This is a genomic window from Kitasatospora sp. NPDC057542 (assembly GCF_042801945.1).
Lineage (GTDB): Bacteria > Actinomycetota > Actinomycetes > Streptomycetales > Streptomycetaceae > Kitasatospora.
This window is the reverse complement of the sequence record NZ_JBHVFE010000133.1, coordinates 1-19,540: the sequence shown is the minus strand read 5'-3', so window position 1 is coordinate 19,540 and position 19,540 is coordinate 1. Positions and strand designations below refer to the sequence as shown.

The window sequence follows — 19,540 nt, the reverse complement described above, 5'->3', positions numbered from 1 at the left end:
ACCCGAGCCCGTTCCGTCGCGGCTGCCTCAGCTGCGGTGCAGGGCGAGGCGGGTGACCAGCCCGCCGCCCACGCCGGCGACGACGGCCGCGGGCAGCCACCACAGCGGCCACTGCGCCAGGCCGAGCGCCCCGTCGACCGACCACTGTCCCGGGCCGGTGGCGGTCAGCGCCGCGCCGATGACGATCAGGACGAACGGGAACTCGTACCCGTCGTGCTGCACCCACAGCCCGTGGGGCCACTTGACCGTCAGGGCGACGGTCATCACCCCCATGACGCCCGCGCCGGCCAGCGGGGTGAGCAGGCCGAGGGCCAGCATCAGCCCGGCCCCGAGCTGGGTGCCGCCGGCGGTGATCGCGGTGAGCTTGCCGCCGCGGAAGCCGTCGCCCCGGAACTCGGCGCTGCCGCCCTCCAGTCCACCCCCTCCGAGGTGGAAGCTGACCTTCTGGACGCCGTGGCCCGCGATCAGCAGGCCGGCGACCAGGCGCAGCAGGAGTAGACCCGTGTTCATGTCGGACTCCGTCAGGGTCGGTGGCGGGCCGTCAGCCGGCGGCGTGCGGGTTGATCATGGACTGGGCGTAGACGATGCCCATGCCGTAGGCGCCGCCGTGCTCCTTGACCAGGTCCGTGACCGCGACGTAGGTCTCGGTGCGGGCCCAGTCGCGCTGGAGCTCCAGCAGGACCTGCACCCAGGTGACGGGCACGGCGCCGGCGGCGGTCATCCGCTGCAGGGCGTGCTCGTGGGCCAGCGGGCTGACGCCGCCGGAGGCGTCGGCGACGACGTAGACCTCGTAGCCCTGGTCCAGCGCGGAGAGGGCGGGCAGGACCAGGCAGACCTCGGTCCACAGGCCGGACAGGATGATCTTGGTGTGGCCGGTCGCCTTGACGGCCGCGACCAGGGCCTCGTCCTCCCAGGCGTTCATGCTGGTCCGGTCGATGACCTCCTGGTCGGGGAAGACCTCCCGCAGCTGCGGCAGGAGCGGGCCGGAGAACGACTCGGCCGCGACGGTGGACAGCACCACCGGCACGTCGAAGATCTTCGCGGCCTTCGCCAGGCCGACGGTGGAGTTGATGATGGCGGTGCGGTCGCCGCTGCCGGTGCCGAAGAACATCTGCGGCTGGTGGTCAACGAACAGCATCATCGCGTTGTCCGGGGTGAGCAGGTCCGGGCTCGGGGCGGCGTGGACGTTGGCGAAGTCGACCATGGTTCTTCTCTTTCCTTGGGAATGCAGGGAATTGACACTGCGTCAGACGACGCTGCCGGATCGGCTCGGCGTCACGTTCGACGACACTAGTCCGCGATGGTCCGACCGTTCTGCTCGCTCTGCGCCCGGGACTGTTCCGACAACGCACGACCACGGGCACCGGCCCGGCCGGCCGCCGAAGTGCGCTGCTGGGCAACTGCCGATGCGCTGCGGAGAACCTCGCCCGCCGTCGGCTGCCTAGGTTCGCTGGGCGGCCCCGCGCCGAAGCGCCACCGAACGAAGGGAACCCCGTTGTCCACCATGCCCGTCGCCGGAATCCGTCCCGGCACCCCCGACCAGCCCGCCGACCTGGTCGTGCGCAACGCCAAGGTGTTCACCAACGACCCGCGCCGCCCGCAGGCCACCGCGGTGGCCGTCCGGGACGGTCTGGTCCAGGCGGTCGGCGACGACGCGGACGTCGCCCCGCTGGTCGGCCCCCGCACCCGGGTGGTCGACGCGCTCGGCCGCCGGGCCGTCCCGGGACTCAACGACGCGCACCTGCACGTCATCCGCGGCGGCCTCAACTACGTGCTGGAGCTGCGCTGGGACGGCGTCCCGACGCTGCGCGAGGCCCTGGCCATGCTCCGGTTGCAGGCCGAGCGCACCCCGCCCGGCCAGTGGGTGCGGGTGGTCGGCGGCTGGTCCGCCGACCAGTTCGCCGAACGGCGCCTGCCCACCCTGGAGGAGCTCAACGCCGCGGCGCCCGACACCCCCGTCTTCGTGCTGCACCTCTACCAGTCGGCGCTGCTCAACCGGGCCGCGCTGCGCGCCGCGGGCTTCACCCGGGACACCCCCGACCCGGCCGGCGGCCAGATCGTGCGCGGGCGCGACGGCGAACCGACCGGACTGCTGATCGCCGCCCCGGGCGCCCTGCTGCTCTACTCCACGCTGGCCAAGGCGCCGACGCTGGACGAGGCCGACCGGATCGGCTCCACCCGGCACTTCCTGCGCGAGCTGAACCGCTTCGGCCTCACCTCCGCGATCGACGCCGCCGGCGGTTTCCAGAGCTTCCCCGAGAACTACGGCACCGTCATGGAACTCGCCCGACAGGGCGAGTTGACCCTGCGCATCGCCTACCACCTCTTCCCGCAGACCGCGGGCCAGGAGCTGGACGACCTCACCCGCTGGGTCAACACCGTGCGCCCCGGCGAAGGAGACGAATGGCTGCGGCTCAACGGCGCGGGGGAGAACCTCACCTGGGCCGCCGCCGACTTCGAGAACTTCACCGAACCCCGGCCGCAACTGGGCTCCTACGAGAGCGAGTTCGAGAAGGCCGTCCGCCTGCTGATGGAGAACGGCTGGGGCTTCCGGCTGCACGCCACCTACGACGAGACCATCCGCCGCGACCTCGCCGTCTTCGAGAAGCTCGCCGCCGAGGGCCTCTTCCCGCAGGGCAACCGCTGGCTCTTCGACCACGCGGAGACGGTGAGCCCGGACAGCCTCGACCGGATCGCGGCCCTGGGCGGCGCCGTCTCCGTGCAGAACCGCCTCTCCTTCCAGGGCGAGGCCTTCGTCTCCCGCTACGGCGCCCCGGCCGCCGCCGAGGCTCCGCCGCTGCGCGCGATGCTGGACCGCGGCCTGACCGTCGCGGCGGGCACCGACGCCACCCGGGTCTCCTCCTACAACCCCTGGGTCGCCCTGCACTGGCTGGTCTCCGGCCGTGCGGTCAGCGGGCGGCGCCTCGCGGCCGACCACAACCGGCTCAGCCGCGAGCAGGCCCTGGAGCTCTACACCCTGGGCGGCGCGCGCCTCACCGGCGAGCAGGACGTCAAGGGGCGCCTGGCCGTCGGCAGTTACGCGGACCTCGCGCTGCTCAGCGCCGACTACTTCACCGTCCCCGAGGCCGACATCCCGCACATCGAGTCCGTCCTCACCGTCGTCGGCGGACGCATCGTCCACGCCACCGCGGAGCACCAGGGGCTGGCGCCCGAGCTGCCCGAGGTGTCGCCGTCCTGGAGCCCGGTCACCCGCTTCGGCGGCTACCACGCCACCCCCGCCCCCAGCCTGGCCGGCGTCCGTCAGGCCGAAGGCGTACTGGAGGCCGTGGCGGCCTCCGGCGAGCAGCACGCCTGGCGCGCGGCCCGCGGCCTCGCCCTCCCGGGGCAGCCGCAGGTTCCGATGGATCCCTGCTTCTTCTGAGGAGCAGCCAAGTCCACTCGGGGGCATCGCCGGAACGAGGCGGTGCCCCCGCCCGTATCCCCCTACCGCACGAGGAGCCGTCGTGACGAATCCCGCAGCCGAATCCCGCACCGCACCCCCGCCGCAGCTGCCCGGACCGCAGATCCACGACCGCCACCCGCTGGCCCTGGCCCTGTTCGGCCTCACCCTGGTCAGCGGCCTGATCGACGCCGTGAGCTACCTCGGGCTCGGCCACGTCTTCACCGCGAACATGACCGGCAACGTCGTCGTCATCGCCTTCGCCCTCGCCGGCGCGCCCGGATTCTCCGTCGCCGGCTCGCTGACCTCCCTCGCCGCCTTCCTCCTCGGCGCGCTGCTGGCCGGCCGGCTCGCCACCCGACAGGCCGGTACCCGGCAGCCCCGGCGGCTGCGGGCAGCCTTCGTCCTGGAGGCCGCGCTGTACGGCGTGGCCGCTGTCGTGGCGTTCGTCCGGAGCGTCGACGGGCCCGCCCAGTACGGCGTGATCGCGCTGCTCGCCCTCGCGATGGGCATCCGCAACGGCACCGTCCGCGGCCTCGGCGTGCCGGACCTCACCACCACCGTGCTCACCCTGACCCTGACCGGCCTGGCCGCCGACTCCCGCCTTGCCGGCGGCACCGCCCTCCGCCAGCGCCGGAAGGTGTTCTCCGTCGCCACCATGCTCGTCGGCGCCGCCCCCGGCGCGGTCCTCGTGCTGCACGGGCAGACCGCCTGGGCCCTGGTCGCCAGCGCTGTCCTGGCCGGTGTCACCGTCCTGCTCTACCGCGAGTGAGCCGACGGTCCGGCCTCGTCGCCCGCCCGCGGGCGGGGCCGTGGACCCGGCATCGAACCGGCGGATCGGGCGGGCGATAACCTGGGGTGCCCGGGGAGCGGGCCGACCGACCCGAGGAAGAGGAACAGTGGCGGAGGACAGGCGGTTTCCGGTCCTGGTCGGGCGGCAGCGGGAGACGGAGCTGCTGACCGCGGCGCTGGTCCAGGCCGAGGACGGCGCGAGCGGTTCCACCGTGCTGCTGCGCGGCGACGCCGGTGTCGGCAAGAGCACCCTGGTGGCCCGGGTGGAGCGGGTGGCGTGCGGGCGCGGGTTCACCGTGCTGCGCGCGGTCGGTACGGAGGCGGAGACGGACTTCGCGTTCGGGGCCCTCCACCAGGCCTTCTGGTCGCTGCTCCAGCGCTCCGACGCGCTGTCCGCGCACCAGCGGGAGGCCCTGGAGAGCGCGTTCGGCGTCCGCTCCGGGACCCCGAGCGGCTTCGCCGTCGGCGCCGCCGCGCTGGCCCTGCTGGAGGAGGCGGTGCGGACCGCCCCCGTCCTGCTGCTCCTGGACGACCTGCACTGGATGGATTCGTCGAGCGCGACCGTCTTCGCCTTCCTGCACCGGCGGTGCGCCGAGCTGCCGGTGGCGATCGTCGGCGCCACCCGCCCGGACGGACCGGCCGCCCAGACCTGGTCGGCCGAGGCCGTCGACGTCCCGGCCCTGCCCCGGGAGGACGCGGCCCTGCTGCTGGGCACCTGCTACCCCGAACTCGCGGCGCCCGCCAAGGAGCGCGTCCTGACCGAGGCGGCCGGGAACCCGCTGGCGCTGGTGGAGCTGCCGCGCCAACTGGCGGCCGCCCAGCAGTGGGGTGCCGCTCCGCTGCCCGAACGGCTGCCGCTGGGGCGGAAGCTGGAACGGATGTTCGCGGAACGGCTGGGGACGGTGACGCCGGAGGTCGGCCGTCTCCTGCTGCTCGGCGCCCTGGCCACCGGCCCGGACTCCGGCAGCGCCGAGTGGCTCCGTGCCCTCGCGGACGAGAACGCGCGGGAGGTCCTGGACCGGATCGAGGCGGAGGGCCTGGCCCGGCTCGACCCGGCCGGGCACCTCGTGTTCCGGCACCCCCTGGTCCGTACCGCCGTCGTCTCCACCGCCTCCGACACCGCGCGCCGGGAGGCGCACCGCGCGCTGTCCGAGACCCTCGCACCGGACGACCCGCGACGGCTCGTCCACGAGGCGGCCGCCGCGCTGCTGCCCGACGAGGACCTCGCGCACCGCCTCCAGGAGGCCGGCCGCGACCTCGCCCACCGGGGCGGCGAGGCGGAGGGGGCGCTCCTGCTCGAACGCGCCGCCGTCCTCAGCCCCAGCTCCTGCGACCGCGTCCGCAGGCTCACCTGGGCCGCCGTGATGGCCGCCCGCGGCGGGCAGCTGCGCCACACCGTGGCCCTGGTGGAGGAACTGAAGAGCAGTACCGTTCCGCAGGACACCGCCCCGCTGTTCTCGTACGCGGTGGTCTACGCCGACCAGAGCCACCACGTCGACTTCGAGTCCTCGGCCGCGTTGCTGCCCGCCGCCCTCGACACGCTGACCGCGCCGGGCGCCGGCACCTTCGGCGGGCTGGTCGAACAGGTCTACTTCAAACTCCTCCTGGCCGCCACCTACACGGACGACCCCTGGGCCTGGCGCGCCCTGGAACGGCACCGGGAGAACGTCTCCGAGGTGGGCCGGCTGTGCCTGCGGGCCTGGACCGCCCCGGGCCCGGACGCGGCCGCCGCCCTGATGGCGACGGCCGAGGGCATGACCCAGGAGCAGGAGGCCGGCGCGGCCTGGCTTCTGCTGTGGACCGCCTCGGCACTCGACTGCCCCGAGGGCGACCTGTGGCAGCGCTTCTCCGGGCTGCACGGCTACGCCACCCAGGGCTCGGTCGCGAAGGCCAAGGCCCACCAGGACTACCTGCTCGGACACTGGGACCGGGCGGCCGTCTGCCTGCGCGAGGCCGAGATGGCGGACGAGCTCGGCTACCACACCAACGGCCTGATGTTCCGCCTGTACCACGCCCACTTCCTGGCCGGCCGGGGCGACGAGGCCGGACTGCGGGAGATCGAGCGGACCATCGGGCCGATCGCCACCCGCGCCCGGATGCGGTACGTCCTCGACCGGCTGAGCCATCTGCGTGGCCTGGCCGCGCTCGCCCACCGGCGCTACGAGGAAGCGTACGCGCACTTCTGCGAGCTCACCCCGCCCGGGCGACTGCCCGGCGGCCGGCCCTGGCACCACACGCTCGTCCTCGACCTGGTGACGGCCGCCGTCCACACGGGACGGCAGGAGGAGGCCCGGGCGCACCTCGCGGCCGGAGCCGGGGCGGGCTCGGCGGAGATCTCCGGACGCCACGCCCTCCTGTGCGCGGCCGCCACCGCCCTGGCCGCGGACGACGACGAGGCCGAGGCCGCCTACCGTGCGGCGTACGCCGTGCCGGGCGCCGAACAGTGGGTGTTCGACCTCGCGCGACTGCGGCTCGCCCACGGCGCCTGGCTGCGCCGCCGCCACCGGCCCGGGGCCAGGGAGGCACTGCGCGCGGCCCACCACGTGTTCCGCCGCCTCCGGGCCACCCCCTGGGCGGCGCAGTGCGAGGAGGAGCTCCGTGCCGCGGGCGACTCCGTGGCCCCGACGCAGAACGGACCGGTCACGGGGGCGGCCGGGCTGACCGGTCAGGAGCTGCGCATCGCCCGGCTGGCCGCGACCGGTCTGACCAACAAGCAGATCGGCCGGCAGCTCCAGCTGTCGCCCCGCACCGTCGGGGCCCACCTCTACAAGATCTTCCCGAAGCTCGGCATCACCACGCGGGCCGCCCTCGCCCACGCTCTCGACGGCGGCTGACCTGCCCGAACGCCCGCCGTCCCGAGCCCGGCGGCCGACCGTGCCGACACGACAGTCAGATGACCTAACGACCCGCGCCGCCCGAGCCCCAGGCTGAGAGTGCAGGACCTCGGCGGAAGGACGGTCAGATGGGCGTGCGGGTGACGACCGCGTCGGTCGCGGACGACGAGAAGGCGGCCTTCTGGAGCGGGGCGGTGTCGCGGTCGCTGGTGCCCCTGGAGGTGCGCCCGCTCACCGGGCGGCCGTTCGACGGACTCCTGGAGTCGCACCGCCTCGGGTACGTGCGGATCTCCACGCTGGAGGCCGACGCGGCCCGGCTCTCCCGCACGGCGGCGCTGATCGCGCGGACGCCACGGAGCGAACCGCAGGTCGGGGTCGGCGTGCAGGTGACGGGCCGGGCCGTCCTGGAGCAGGACGGGCGCCGCGCGGAGGTGCCGCCGGGCGGGCTCGTCCTGTACGACACGGCGCGCCCGTACGCGGTGGACTACCCGCAGCGGTTCCGCACCCACCTGTTCCACGTGCCGCGCCGGCTTCTGGGGGTGCCCGAGCGCGACCTGCGGAACGCGTCGGCGACGGCCGTCGGCCCGACGGAGGGGTGCGGACCGGTGCTGCTGCCCTTCCTTGGCGTCCTCGCCGCCTCCGCGCACTCCTACCCCGCCCCGGTCGGGGACCGGCTCGCCGGCAGCGTCGCGGACCTCTTCGGCACACTCATCGCCCAGCTGGCACCGGCCCGGGCGGTGGACGAGCAGGGAGCCCAGAACGCCCACCTGGTCCGGCGGGTGCGGGAGTACATCGACCGCCACCTGGGCGACCCGGACCTGTCCCCCGAAGGGATCGCCGATGCGCACCACATCTCCGTGCGGTACCTGCACCGGCTCTTCGAGGGCGAGGGCGTGACGGTGAGCCGGCTCATCCAGCGGCTCCGCCTGGACGCCTGCGCCCGCGAGCTGGCCCGGCGGGGCCGCACCGCGCCCACGGTCTCGGCCGTCGCCCAGCGGTGGGGCTTCGTCAACCCGGCACACTTCAGCCGGACCTTCCGCGCCGCATACGGCGTCTCGCCGCGCGAGTGGCGCTCACGCCCGCACGGCGAACCCGGCTGAGGAGCCGCCGGCCCGCCCGCCGAAGGGCACGAACAGGCCACCACGGCCGGGGCACACACGGAGCCACCGTGCCCGTCGACCGAAGCCAGGAGCAGAGAGTTGTCCGACCCCACCCCCCTGCCCGAGCGGCGCCCGGTGCTCGACCGGGCGGTCCAGGAGCTCCTGGACGCCCGAGCCGGCCGGTCCGCGACGGAACCGCCGGACCTCTCCTGCCTCACCTGCGACGATGCTCCGGACGGTGCGGACGCTCCGGACGGCGGGCCGGTCGGCGGCGCGTTCGGGGCCGAGGACGATCCGTACGGCACGACGTCGGAATGGCTCGCCCTGCCCTGCGGACCGACCGGACGGGTGCACGTCCAGGTGACCAGACCCGTCGGCGCCGCCCAGCCCAGCCCCGTCGTGCTGTTCCTGCCCGGCCTCGGCTGGTCGCTCGGCGACGCCGACTGCTACGCCCGGCTGATCCGGGAGTTCGCCCTGGGCACCGACGCCGCCGTCGTCTACGTGGACTACGCCCGGGCGCCCGCGGCCCGCTACCCGGTGGCCGTCGAACAGTGCCACGCCGTGGCCCGCTGGATCCACGAGCACGGCCACGAGATCGGACTGGACGGGGCCCGGATCGCCGCCGTCGGCGACTCCGCGGGGGCCAACCTGGTGGCGGCACTGACCCTGCTGGCCCGCCGGCGCGACGACGTACCGCTGCTCCACCAGGTGCTGCTGTACCCGGTCACCGACGCCGACTTCGACACCCCCTCCTACCGCCGGTTCGCGACGGGGTACTTCCTGCACCGCGACCACATGCGCCGCTTCTGGGACGACTACCTGCCCGACCCTCAGCGACGGACCGAGGCCACCGCCGCGCCGCTGCGTGCCTCCCTCGACCAGCTCGCCGGGCTGCCGCCGGCCCTGGTGGTCACCGCCGAGGCCGACGTGCTGCGGGACGAGGGCGAGGCCTACGCGGCCAGGCTCCGCGCGGCCGGGGTCCCGGTGGTGGCGACGCGCTACCAGGGCGCCGTCCACGGCTTCCTGCTGCTCGGCGCGAGCTTCCCCACGAGCACCGCCCGCGCCGCGCTGATCCAGGCCGTCGACACCGTGCACGTCGCCCTGCACGGCCGTTCCTGGTGACCCCCGACCACCGCCCGACGAGAGCCCGCGCCCACCCGACACCGCGACACCGGACCGGCCGGTCCGGTCGACAGCTGTTCGAGGAGTACCGATGTCCGTCGTTCTCGACACCGCCCTGGTACCGCCCGCAGACCGCGCCGAATACTGGCACGAGGCCGTCTCCCGCACCTTCATCCCGCTGGACGTGGCCCTGCTCGAAAGCGAGCCCGCCCCCGCGACGATCACCAGTCACAGCCTGGGTGCCACCCAGGTCTCCCTGGTGCAGGCCGGCCCGCAGCGGGTCGAGCGCGGCGCGGGGCTGATCGCCCGCGGCGGGGAGGACCACCTCACCCTGGCGCTCCAGCACCGCGGTACCGCCCGGCTCGACCAGGACGGCCGCCAAGTGGAGCTGCGCCCGGGCACGTTCGCGATCTCCGATGCCGGGAGGCCGTTCGCCAAGGAGCTTCCGGAGCCCTTCCTCTTCACGGCCTTCCACTGGCCGCGGTCGGTCGGGGGCGTCTCCGAGGAGGATCTGCGGGTGCTCACCGCGACGGCCTTCGACACCGGCGACGGCACCGCCCGGCTGGTGGCCGCCTACCTGGAGTGCCTCTCGCGGTCGGCCGGTGCGATGGAGCCGCAGCCGGCCGCCTGGCTCGCCGCCACGGCGTTCGACCTGCTCGCGGTGCTCGCCCACGAGCGGCGCGGCCGGTCCGTCCCCGAGGCGCCCGAGGCGGCGCTCGCCACTCTTGCGCGGGTGAAGGACCACATCCTGCGTCATCTGGGCGACCCGGGCCTCTCGCCGGAGCGGATCGCGGCGGCCCATCACGTGTCGGTGCGGTACCTGCACAAGCTGTTCCGCTTCGAGGGGGTGACGGTGGCCCGCTGGATCCAGCGCCAGCGGCTGGAGATGTCCCGCCGGGACCTCGCCCGTCCGGGGGCGGGCCGGGCGAGCGTGGCGGCGGTCGCGGGCCGCTGGGGCTTCGTGAGCGCGAGTCACTTCAGCCGGGCGTTCCGCGCCGCCTACGGCGCCTCCCCGCGCGAGTGGCAGGCATGCGCCGGAGCGGGCCTCACCCCGGCCGCCGTCCGGCTGCCCCCGCCGGGCGGCGAGCCGGGGGCGACGGGCCTGCCGTCCGGATACGGCGTCGCGGTGTGAGGCCTCCGGCGGTTGGCAGCCGCCGTTCGGAGCGCCCGGATCGGTCGTCACCTCTGATCGCGCGCGAGTGCGTCACCGGCTTGACTGGTGACGCATTGGATTGCCATCATTGCATCACCGCATGGACCGGTGATGCAGAAGAGGGTTCGGACGCATCGCCGGGAGGCGGTCGGACATCGAGTCGATCCAGATGGGGAGCACCAGCCATGGCAGTCAGCTACACCGCCGTTGTCGACGTCGACGGTGAGGGCCGCAACGGCGGCCGGGTCCGCTCCTCCGACGGTCTGCTGGAGACCGGTCTCGCCATTCCGAAGGAACTCGGCGGCGCAGGCACCGCGACCAACCCGGAGCAGCTCCTCGCGGCCGGCTGGGCCGCCTGCTTCCTCGGAGCCCTCCGCCGGGCGGCCGGGGACCGTGGGACCCGGCTCACCAGCACCACCATCACCGCCGAGATCACGCTGACCCACGGCGACGACGACGAGTTCTCGCTCTCCGCGGTCCTGCGCCCCGTGCTCGGCGGCGTGGACCAGGCCACCGCCGAGGAGCTCGCGCGCGCCGCGCACCGGATCTGCCCGTACTCCAAGGCCACGCGCGACAACATCCCGGTCGTCATCCACGCCGGCGTCGCGGCCTGACCCACCCCCCGACCGGCGGGTCCCGTGCCTGTTCCCCCGTCCCGCACGGGACCCGCCCGCACAGGCACACCCACACCACCGGCCGGAGGACCGGCGCGGCACATGGCCTTCGTCGGCGCACACGTGTTCACCGGTGGTCGGACGTCCTCGTCATGCCCCTGACCGGTGTTCCACCGTCTCCGAGGGGAGACGGCCCCCGGGGGAGCGGCCGCGGCCGGTCGGTGGGTCAGCCGGCGTCGCCCGGGGTGGCCGGGCCCGGCCGCAGCAGGGTGTACATGACGGAGCGCTGCTGCTTGTGGCGCCGGACGCGCCCCTTGGCGACGAGGGATTCCAGGGTGTTCCGTACGACCTGGGGCGTCGGGTTGCGCTTCGGGTACTTCGCCATGAGCTCGACCCGCAGGTCCTTCGCCGGGCACGGCTCGTCGTGCCGGCCCAGGAGTTCCACGAGCAGGTCACCGAGCAGAGGCCGGTGCGAGGCCGCCTTCGCACCGGTCCTCGTCGTGCCGGTCTTCGTCGTGCGGGCCGCCGGGGCGGTGGACTCCTCCCGTGGCCGCTCGGGAGGAAGTGCCTGGCCGGCGGGGCCCTCGTACCGCTCGGCGAGACTCAGGATGTCGGCCAGGAGGGCCTCCTCCTGCTTCAGCATCCTGAGCTCCTCCGCCAGCTCCCGCTGTCGCTGGTGGTTCTTCTCCAGGTCCGACGCGGCTTGTTCCACGTACCGGGACCGGAGCGTGGAGGCTGGATGGCGGGTCACAACCGTTCACTCCCTAGGCATGGTGGTGTTGCATGGTACCCATGCCGGGGCCCGCGCGCCGACGCGTGCGGTTGTGGAGGGGTTACCGAGGGCCCGTGGCGGACGGCGTCTTCTTCCGCGCGCGGTAGGCGGCGGCCTTGATCCTGTTGCCGCAGGACTCCATGCCGCACCACTGGCGGCGCATGCCCCGGGAGCGGTCGATGTAGACCCGGGTGCACTCCGGGTTGCCGCACTCCTTCATCAGGGGGACGTCCGGGCCGCTGAGGAGTTCGACCGCCTGGCGCGCGACGGTCGCCAGCGCCTGCTCGGGGGTCGCCTCGTTGTGCCGCCCGGTCATGGTGAGCTGCGGCGTCACGGGCGGCTTGCGTGCGGCGCCGTTGAGCACGGCGAGCGCCTCGCGGTCGAACGCCTCGCCGAGCCGTCGGTTGGTGACGAGCCGGTAGACGGCCTCGCGGACGGTCGTCGCCTCGCGGACGTCCTGTTCGTCACCGGGCGTGATCGTGTCCACCAGCCCGCAGTCCAGGTACCAGGCGTTCAACCGCTCCGGCGTCACGAACATCTCGAACCGGATCGTGCGCCGTGCACGGAGCGTGGCCGCGAAGTCCAGGGCCGGGTGCCCGCAGACGAAGACATGGTCAAGGTTCACATCACCATGCTGACAGGTGACTACGCAGGCGGGCAATAACGCCCGGCCCCGGCAGGGTCGAGCCGCAGCTCGCGGCCCTGCCAGCGCCGGCGCAGCCAGCGGTCGTGGCTCGCGAGGACGATCGCGCCGGGACCGGTGCCGAGGGCCTCCTCCAGTTCGTCGCACAGGCGGGGGGAGAGGTGGTTGGTGGGTTCGTCGAGCAGCAGCAGCTGGGGCGGTTCGGCCACCAGGAGCGCCAGCGCGAGCCGTCGGCGCTGTCCGACGGACAGCCGGCCGACCGGCTTGTCCAGGTCCGCCGTGTGCAGCAGACCGAGCGACCCCAGCGGCACCTCCTCGGCCCGAGACGGGCCCAGTGCCAGCGCGTAGGTGTCGCGGACGGTGCGGTCGGGCCGGTCGAACGCGGTGTCCTGGGTGAGCAGCCCCACCGTCAGCCCGGGGCGCCGGCGCACCGTGCCCCCGGCGGCGAGGTGCCCGGCGAGCACGGCGAGCAGCGTCGACTTGCCCGTCCCGTTGCCGCCCGTGACCAGCAGCCGGTCGGCCGCCGGCACCTCCAGAGCGTCCAGCGCGAGCCGGCCGGGCACCCGGACGTCCCGGAGTGCGACCAGGGGCCGCCGGTCCTCCCCGGCGTCCGCGGCCAGAGCGACGGTGCCCGAGGCCACAGCCCCGACATCCGAGGCCACAGCCCCGACGGCCGAGGCCACGGCCTCGGCTTCCGTGCCCAGAGCGCCGGCGTCCGCGGCCAGGGCGGCGACGGCGAACCGCAGCGGGCGCGGCGGCTCGGGGGCCTGCGCGCGCTCCAGTTCCGCCAGCCGGCGGGCGGCGTTGCGCACCCGGCGGGAGACCTGGTTCTGCACCCGGCCCGCCCGGTGGCCGTAACCCATCTTCTCGTTGTCCCGCGGACCCCGGTCCGGTGCGACCAGGTGCGCGGTCACGCCGGCCGAGTGGCGCAGCTGTGCCAGCTCCTGCTGCTCCTCGGTGTACCGCCGCTCCCAGCGCTCCCGCTCGGCGCGCCGCTCGCCCAGGTAGGCGCTGTAGTTGCCGCCGTAGCGGACCGGTCCGTCCACCGCCGGGTCGAGGTCGACCAGATGGGTGCAGACGGCGTCCAGGAACGCCCGGTCGTGGGCGGCGACGACCACGGTGCCGGGCAGTTCGCGGATCTGCTCCTCCAGGAAGGCCGCGGCGCCGTCGTCGAGGTGGTTGGTCGGCTCGTCCAGCAGCAGCGCGGACGGCCGTCGGACGAGCAGTGCGGCGAGGGCCAGCCGGCCGCGCTGCCCGCCGGACAGCGAGCCGAGCGTGCGGTCGTGCCCGAGTGCGCCGAGGCCCAGCCCGTCGAGGACCAGGGCGGCGCGGCGGTCGGCGTCCCAGGACTCCCGGTACCGGGCCTTTTCCAGCCGCCTGCCGTAGGCGTCCAGGAGTTCCGCGTGGCCGGGGGCGGTCTCCGGGACACGGGCGATCTCCGCGCCGAGCCGGTCCAGTTCCGCGAGGTCCTCGCGGGCCTCGCGCAGCGCGTCGTCCAGGACGGCGGCGACGGTCGCGTCGGTCTCGAAGGGCATCTCCTGGTGCAGGAAGCCGAGGTCCGCGGGACGCGAGACGCTTCCGGCGTCGGGTTCGTCCACGCCGGCGAGCACCCGCAGAAGGGTGGACTTGCCGGCGCCGTTCTCCCCGATCAGGCCGATCCGGTGGCCGGGGGCGGCGCTCAGGCCGACACCGTCGAGGACGCGCCGGCCGCCGAGGTTGCGGACGACGTCGTGGGCGAGCAGGGCGTGCTGGGCGTGCTGGAGCACGGGGATCCTTGGTCCTTCCGACGTGAGGGGTGGTGGGCCCGCCGGGCACGGAGCCTCGGGCGCGGGCCCGGTCACACGTCGGCGGCTCACACCGCGGGCGCCCCGGTCTCCTTCAGCGTGCCGTCGGCCAGCCGGAGCCAGCGGTTGACCCCGATCTCGGCGAGGAACCGCTCGTCGTGACTGACCACCAGGAAGGCTCCCTGGTAGGCGTTCAGGGCGCTCTCCAGCTGGCCGGCGCTGACCAGGTCGAGGTTGTTGGTCGGCTCGTCGAGCAGCAGCAGGTGCGGGGCCGGCTCTGCGCACAGCACGCAGGCCAGGGTGGCGCGCAGCCGCTCGCCTTCGGAGAGCACCCCGACCGGCAGGTGGGCCCGGGCGCCGCGGAAGAGGAAGCGGGCGAGCAGGTTCATCCGTTCCGTCTCGGGCCGCTCGGGGGCGAACGCGGCGAAGTTCTCCGCCACGGTGCGGCCGAGGTCGAGCAGGTCCAGGCGCTGCGAGAGGTAGGCGATCCGCCCGTCGTTGCGCTTGATCTCCCCGCTGTCCGGGGTGAGTTCGCCGGTGACCAGACGCAGCAGGGTGCTCTTCCCCGCGCCGTTGGGGCCGGTCAGCGCGATGCGCTCGGGGCCGCGGACGCTCAGGTCGACGCCGCCGTCAGCGAACACCGGCCGGCCGGCGTGGTGGACCTGCAGGCCCTCGCCGAGGAAGAGGTTGCGTCCGGCGGGCACCTGGGTGTCCGGCAGCTCCAGGGAGAGGCGCTGTTCCTCGCGCAGGGCGCGTCCGGCCTCGTCGAGCCGGGCCTTGGCCTCGCTGACCCGGGCCGCGTGCATCTGGCCGGCCCGGCCCGCGGACTCCTGGGCGCCGCGCTTCATGTTCCCGGCGAAGATGCGGGGCAGGCCGGCGTTCTTGAGGTTGCGGGCGGCGTTGCTCTGGCGGCGCTCGGCGCGTTCGCGGGCCTGCTGCATCTCCCGCTTCTCCCGCTTGAGTTCCTGCTCGGCGTTGCGGACGTTCTTCTCGGCGACCTCCTGCTCGGCCCGGACGGCTTCCTCGTACGCGGTGAAGTTTCCGCCGTAGAAGCGCAGTTCGCCGTTGCCGAGTTCGGCGATGTGCTGCATCCGGTCGAGCAGCGCGCGGTCGTGGCTGACCAGCAACAGGCAGCCGTTGAAGTCCGCCAGCACGTCGTAGAGCTTGTGCCGGGCCTGCGCGTCGAGGTTGTTGGTCGGCTCGTCGAGCAGCAGCACGTCGGGGCGCTTGAGCAGCTGGGCGGCGAGGCCGAGGGAGACGATCTGGCCGCCGCTGAGCGTGCTCAGACTGCGGTCCAGGGTGAGGTCGGTCAGGCCGAGGCGGTCGAGCTGGGCGCGGGTGCGCTCCTCGATGTCCCAGTCGTCGCCGATGGTGGTGAAGTGCCGCTCGTCGACGTCCCCGGACTCCACGGCGTCGATGGCCCGGATGATCTCGGCGATGTCGAGCACCTGGGCGACGGTGAGGCCGGAGGTCAGGGGGAGGCTCTGGCGGAGGTAGCCGAGCCGTCCGGTGACCGACACCGAGCCGGTGGCGGGCTTGAGTTCGCCGGCGATCAGCTTGAGCAGGGTGCTCTTGCCGGCACCGTTGGGAGCGACCAGTCCGGTCCGGCCGGCAGGCACGGTGAAGGACAGGTCGTGGAAGACCGGGGTGTCGTCGGGCCAGGCGAAGGAGACGTTCGAGCAGACGACGGCAGCGTCGGACATGGAGATGACCTCGGAGAAGAGCGAGGGCAGGAGGGTAGACCTCTGCCCTGGGCAGATATGGGAAAAGAGGCACGACGATGCGGACCACCTCGGCTGCGGCGCTCCTGAAGCACCGGCCGGTGGCCGTCAGATCCGGATCTCACCCGGAGATGTCGTCGTCACCCGCCACGTCTGTCACTCCTCGATCACACGACTACAGGTCGCGCCCACTGTAGCAGGCGCCGCCGGCGGTCGGGAGGCCGCACATGTGTGTGCCCCGGCGGGTGTCGACCGGCAACTGCCGTTCGCCGCAGTCCCTTTCACCCCGGCCCCCGCTCGGTGTGGCGCCCCGGTCGTCTCGTTGACAGGTCGGTCGCGGCCGTGCCAGCATCGTCACCAGTTGAACCGGTGACGATGTCGGGAAGGCTCGACCGTGTTCACACGTGTGGACCCGCCCGCGACCGGGCCGGCCGGAGGGCGGCCGCCCTCCGGGATCGCCGCCACCTCGAAGGAGCACACTGACCATGGCGGGAAAGTCGGAGCGGAGGGCCGAGGGCGCACCCGTGGGGCGGCGCGCGGTGCTCGGCATGCTCGGCGCGGGCGCCGCGGGGATCGCCGCGGCGCCGTACCTCCAGCGCGGCTGGGAGCGGGTCCTGGCCGCGGCCTCCGAGGGGGACGCGACCGGCCTGACCGGCCTGCTGCCCAACCCGGGCGGCTTCCGGTACTACAGCGTCGTCGGCTCGGTGCCGCACAAGGACGAGACCGACTACGAGCTGAGAGTCGACGGACTGGTGGAGCGTCAGAAGGCGTACACCCTGGGTGAACTGCGAATGATGCCGCAGTCCAGGGTCGTCCACGACGTGCTGTGCACGGACGGCTGGCGGGTGGACAGGACGCCCTTCGAGGGGGTGCGACTGGCGGACATCCTCGATGCCGCCGGAGTGCGTTCCCCGGGCACGGCGGTCCGGTTCACCTGCTTCGACGGCGAGTACTCCGAGAGCCTCACCCTGGAGCAGGCCCGCCGCCCGGACGTCCTGGTGGCGCTGAACATGCAGGACAAGCCCATCACCCACGCGCACGGCGGACCGGTCCGCCTCTACGTGGCCCCCATGTACTTCTACAAGTCGGCCAAGTGGCTGTCCGGCATCTCGGTCACCGACAAGGTCGTCCCCGGCTACTGGGAGGAGCGCGGCTATGCCGTCGACGGCTGGCTCGACGACGCCGACCGGCGCGGCGGCGCGGCCTGAACAGCCGGACCGGGTCCGGCGCTTCAGTCCCGCCGAGCGCCTGGTCCACCGGGCCACCGGCGTCCTGATGCTGCTGTGCCTGGCCTCCGCGGCCTGCCTGTACCTGGGGCCGCTGGCCCAACTCGTCGGGCGGCGATACCTGGTGGCCACGGTCCACGAGTGGTCGGGCATCCTGCTGCCACTGCCCTTCCTGCTCGGGCTGTTCTCCGCCGCGTTCCGCGCGGACCTGCGCCGGCTCAACCGCTTCGCGCCGTACGACCGGGAGTGGCTGCGGGCCGTCCGCAGGCGCCGGACGTGGCCCGAGGCGCGCCCGGCCGGCAAGTTCAACGCCGGCCAGAAGCTCTACGCGGGCTGGATCGCCGGCGCCGTGCTGGTGATGGCGTCCACCGGTCTGCTGATGTGGTTCACGGGCCTGCTGCCGTCGGTCTCCCGCACCAGTGCGATCTTCGTCCACGACCTCCTGGCCTGGGCGATCGCCTTCGTGGTCTCCGGCCACCTGCGCAAGGCGCTCCGGGACCCGGAGTCGAGGCGCGGAATGCGCACCGGGTACGTCAGCCGCGCCTGGGCGGAGCGGCACCACTCCCGGTGGCTGCCCGAGGACCGGGCGGACGCCTGAGTGTGCCGACCTGCCGTCACCTCCTCGACCGGTGGCATCTTTTCGGCCGCCGCTGTTTCACCCTCCTGTTTTCGACCCACCCCTGCCCGGACACCGGACACGTGTTCCTCCGCTGCCGGGCGTACACCCACGTACTTGGACGGGATACCCATGAAGAAATTCCTGATCGTGCTCGCGACCGGCGCGGCGCTGGCCGCGGTGAACCTGCCGACGGCGGCAGCGGAGACCCCGTACGGCTCCGTGTCCGCGGCGTTCGGCTGTTCGGCGCCGACCGTACAGGCTCCCCCCGGCACGAGGGTGGAGTCCGTGACGGCCGTCCACCGGGACGGCGGCACCATCGACGGAACCGGGGTGGTGGGCGGCACCGTCACCGGGGTCCCCGCCTTCTGCGAGGTGACGGTCACCCTGACCCACCCGGGCGACAACGACCACGCCAAGGTCTCGACCTGGCTCCCCGTCAACGGATGGAACGGCCGCTTCCAGGCGCTCGGCGGGAGCGCCTTCGCGGCCGGGGACAACGGCGTCGGGATGGGCACCGCGGTCAGGAACGGGTACGCCGCGACCACCACCGACGGCGGGCTCGCCGATGCCGTCGACGTCACCTGGGCGCTGAACGCCGAGGGGCGGGTCGACACCGCGCTGCTGAAGAACCTCGCGTCCCGCTCCCAGCACGAGGCGTCGATCGTCGGCAAGCAGGTGGTCGCCGCGCACTTCGGCAGGCAGGCCTCCTACTCCTACTTCAACGGGTGCTCCACCGGCGGACGCCAGGGCTACATGGAGGCCCAGCGCCACCCCGACGACTTCGACGGCATCCTCGCCAACGCGCCCGCCGTCAACTGGGACGAGTTCGAGGTCGCCACCCTGTGGCCGCAGGTGGTCATGAACAACGAGAAGACCTACCCGTCCGCCTGCGAGTTCAAGGCCTTCACCGACGCCGCCGTCGCGGCCTGCGACCCGCTCGACGGTGCCAGGGACAACCTGGTGAACGACGCGTCGCGGTGCGACTTCGACCCGCGCCGGCTGATCGGCACCAAGGTGCTCTGCGGTGGCGAGGAGCTGACCATCACGGCGGCCGACGCCGCCGTGGTGCGCAAGATCTGGGACGGTCCGCGCACCGCGTCCGGCCGGAAGCTGTGGTCCGGCGTCCCGGTCGGTGCCGACCTGGCGGGGCTGGCCGGCACCGCGCCCGACGCGAGCGGCCAGGTGAAGGGCGCGCCGTTCCCGGTGCCCCGGCTCTGGGTCACGACCTGGCTGAAGAAGCAGCCGTCGTTCGACGTCTCGACGATCACCTACGACCAGTTCACCCGGCTGTTCGAGCAGTCCCGGACCGAGTATGACCGGATCATCGGCACCGACGACCCCGACCTGTCCGCCTTCCGCGACTCCGGCGGCAAGCTCCTGACCTGGCACGGCCAGGCCGACCAGTTCATCCCCGCCCAGGGCACCGTCGAGTACCGCCGGCAGGTCGAGCGGAAGATGGGCGGCACCAAGCGGGTCGACGACTTCTACCGCCTCTTCCTCGCCCCGGGCACGGTCCACTGCGGCCTCAACAAGGGCGACGGCACGACCGACGACCTCGCCGCCCTGACGGCCTGGGTCGAGCAGGGCAAGGCGCCGCAGACGTTGCCCGCCACCCTGGTCGACGCGTCCGGGCAGAGCGTCGACCGGGACCTGTGCCGCTACCCCGAGGTGTCCCGCTACCAGGGCCACGGCGACCCGACCGCCGCCTCCGGCTTCCGCTGCGTCCTCCCCTCCCGGCACTGATCCCCCCGGTGCCGTCC

The 19,540-nt window shown here is 73.8% G+C and carries 16 protein-coding genes; 10 read left to right on the top strand and 6 right to left on the bottom strand.

The window, feature by feature from the left end:
- Positions 1–27: 27 nt before the first annotated feature.
- Both ACFU7Y_RS18810 and ACFU7Y_RS18805 read right to left on the bottom strand, forming a co-directional pair.
- Complete coding sequence (locus tag ACFU7Y_RS18810) at positions 28–510, bottom strand: DoxX family protein (protein ID WP_224276234.1); 483 nt, start codon at positions 508–510, stop codon at positions 28–30.
- Positions 511–541: 31 nt separating this feature from the next.
- Positions 542–1,204, bottom strand: coding sequence for a hydrolase (locus tag ACFU7Y_RS18805; protein WP_380768887.1), 663 nt, complete (start codon positions 1,202–1,204; stop codon positions 542–544).
- Positions 1,205–1,504: 300 nt separating this feature from the next.
- Between ACFU7Y_RS18805 and ACFU7Y_RS18800 the strand changes: the two genes are divergently transcribed.
- The 7 genes from ACFU7Y_RS18800 (at position 1,505) to ACFU7Y_RS18770 (ending at position 11,015) form a co-directional block, all read left to right on the top strand.
- The gene (locus ACFU7Y_RS18800) at positions 1,505–3,382 is read left to right on the top strand and encodes an amidohydrolase (protein ID WP_224276287.1); all 1,878 of its coding nucleotides are present in this window, start codon (positions 1,505–1,507) and stop codon (positions 3,380–3,382) included.
- Between the two features lie 82 nt (positions 3,383–3,464).
- The gene (locus ACFU7Y_RS18795) at positions 3,465–4,172 is read left to right on the top strand and encodes a YoaK family protein (RefSeq protein ID WP_380768886.1); all 708 of its coding nucleotides are present in this window, start codon (positions 3,465–3,467) and stop codon (positions 4,170–4,172) included.
- 127 nt (positions 4,173–4,299) lie between these two features.
- A complete protein-coding gene (locus ACFU7Y_RS18790; protein WP_380768884.1) occupies positions 4,300–7,026 on the top strand; it encodes an AAA family ATPase in 2,727 nt (908 codons plus the stop codon).
- 128 nt (positions 7,027–7,154) lie between these two features.
- Entirely contained in the window at positions 7,155–8,126 is a 972-nt protein-coding gene (locus ACFU7Y_RS18785; RefSeq protein ID WP_224276240.1) for a helix-turn-helix domain-containing protein, read from the top strand.
- A gap of 99 nt (positions 8,127–8,225) precedes the next feature.
- Positions 8,226–9,248: an alpha/beta hydrolase gene (locus tag ACFU7Y_RS18780; RefSeq protein ID WP_380768883.1), complete on the top strand. Its 1,023-nt coding sequence runs from the start codon at positions 8,226–8,228 to the stop codon at positions 9,246–9,248.
- Between the two features lie 91 nt (positions 9,249–9,339).
- Positions 9,340–10,380, top strand: a complete 1,041-nt coding sequence (locus ACFU7Y_RS18775; RefSeq protein WP_380768882.1) for a helix-turn-helix domain-containing protein — start codon at positions 9,340–9,342, stop codon at positions 10,378–10,380.
- A gap of 206 nt (positions 10,381–10,586) precedes the next feature.
- Entirely contained in the window at positions 10,587–11,015 is a 429-nt protein-coding gene (locus tag ACFU7Y_RS18770) for an Ohr family peroxiredoxin (protein ID WP_224276246.1), read from the top strand.
- A 226-nt stretch (positions 11,016–11,241) separates the two neighbouring features.
- Here the strand turns inward: ACFU7Y_RS18770 and ACFU7Y_RS18765 are convergent, their stop codons facing one another.
- From ACFU7Y_RS18765 to abc-f, 4 genes are all read right to left on the bottom strand, one after another.
- Positions 11,242–11,727: a hypothetical protein gene (locus ACFU7Y_RS18765; protein WP_374119912.1), complete on the bottom strand. Its 486-nt coding sequence runs from the start codon at positions 11,725–11,727 to the stop codon at positions 11,242–11,244.
- Positions 11,728–11,848: 121 nt separating this feature from the next.
- On the bottom strand, positions 11,849–12,412 hold the full coding sequence (locus ACFU7Y_RS18760) for an ABATE domain-containing protein (RefSeq protein WP_224276250.1): 564 nt from the start codon (positions 12,410–12,412) through the stop codon (positions 11,849–11,851).
- Positions 12,413–12,432: 20 nt separating this feature from the next.
- Complete coding sequence (locus ACFU7Y_RS18755; protein WP_380768880.1) at positions 12,433–14,196, bottom strand: ABC-F family ATP-binding cassette domain-containing protein; 1,764 nt, start codon at positions 14,194–14,196, stop codon at positions 12,433–12,435.
- Positions 14,197–14,282: 86 nt separating this feature from the next.
- Positions 14,283–15,917, bottom strand: coding sequence for a ribosomal protection-like ABC-F family protein (gene abc-f / locus ACFU7Y_RS18750; protein ID WP_380768878.1), 1,635 nt, complete (start codon positions 15,915–15,917; stop codon positions 14,283–14,285).
- A gap of 503 nt (positions 15,918–16,420) precedes the next feature.
- Here abc-f and ACFU7Y_RS18745 point away from each other — a divergent pair.
- From ACFU7Y_RS18745 to ACFU7Y_RS18735, 3 genes are all read left to right on the top strand, one after another.
- On the top strand, positions 16,421–17,143 hold the full coding sequence (locus tag ACFU7Y_RS18745) for a molybdopterin-dependent oxidoreductase (RefSeq protein WP_224276263.1): 723 nt from the start codon (positions 16,421–16,423) through the stop codon (positions 17,141–17,143).
- Positions 17,091–17,759 (top strand): cytochrome b/b6 domain-containing protein, encoded by a 669-nt coding sequence (locus tag ACFU7Y_RS18740; RefSeq protein ID WP_224276265.1) that lies wholly within the window; start codon positions 17,091–17,093, stop codon positions 17,757–17,759. Before ACFU7Y_RS18745 ends, ACFU7Y_RS18740 begins: the two co-directional genes overlap by 53 nt.
- 150 nt (positions 17,760–17,909) lie before the next feature.
- Positions 17,910–19,523 carry a tannase/feruloyl esterase family alpha/beta hydrolase gene (locus tag ACFU7Y_RS18735; RefSeq protein WP_380768876.1) on the top strand — a complete coding sequence of 538 codons (1,614 nt, stop codon included), beginning with the start codon at positions 17,910–17,912 and terminating at the stop codon, positions 19,521–19,523.
- Positions 19,524–19,540 lie beyond the last annotated feature (17 nt).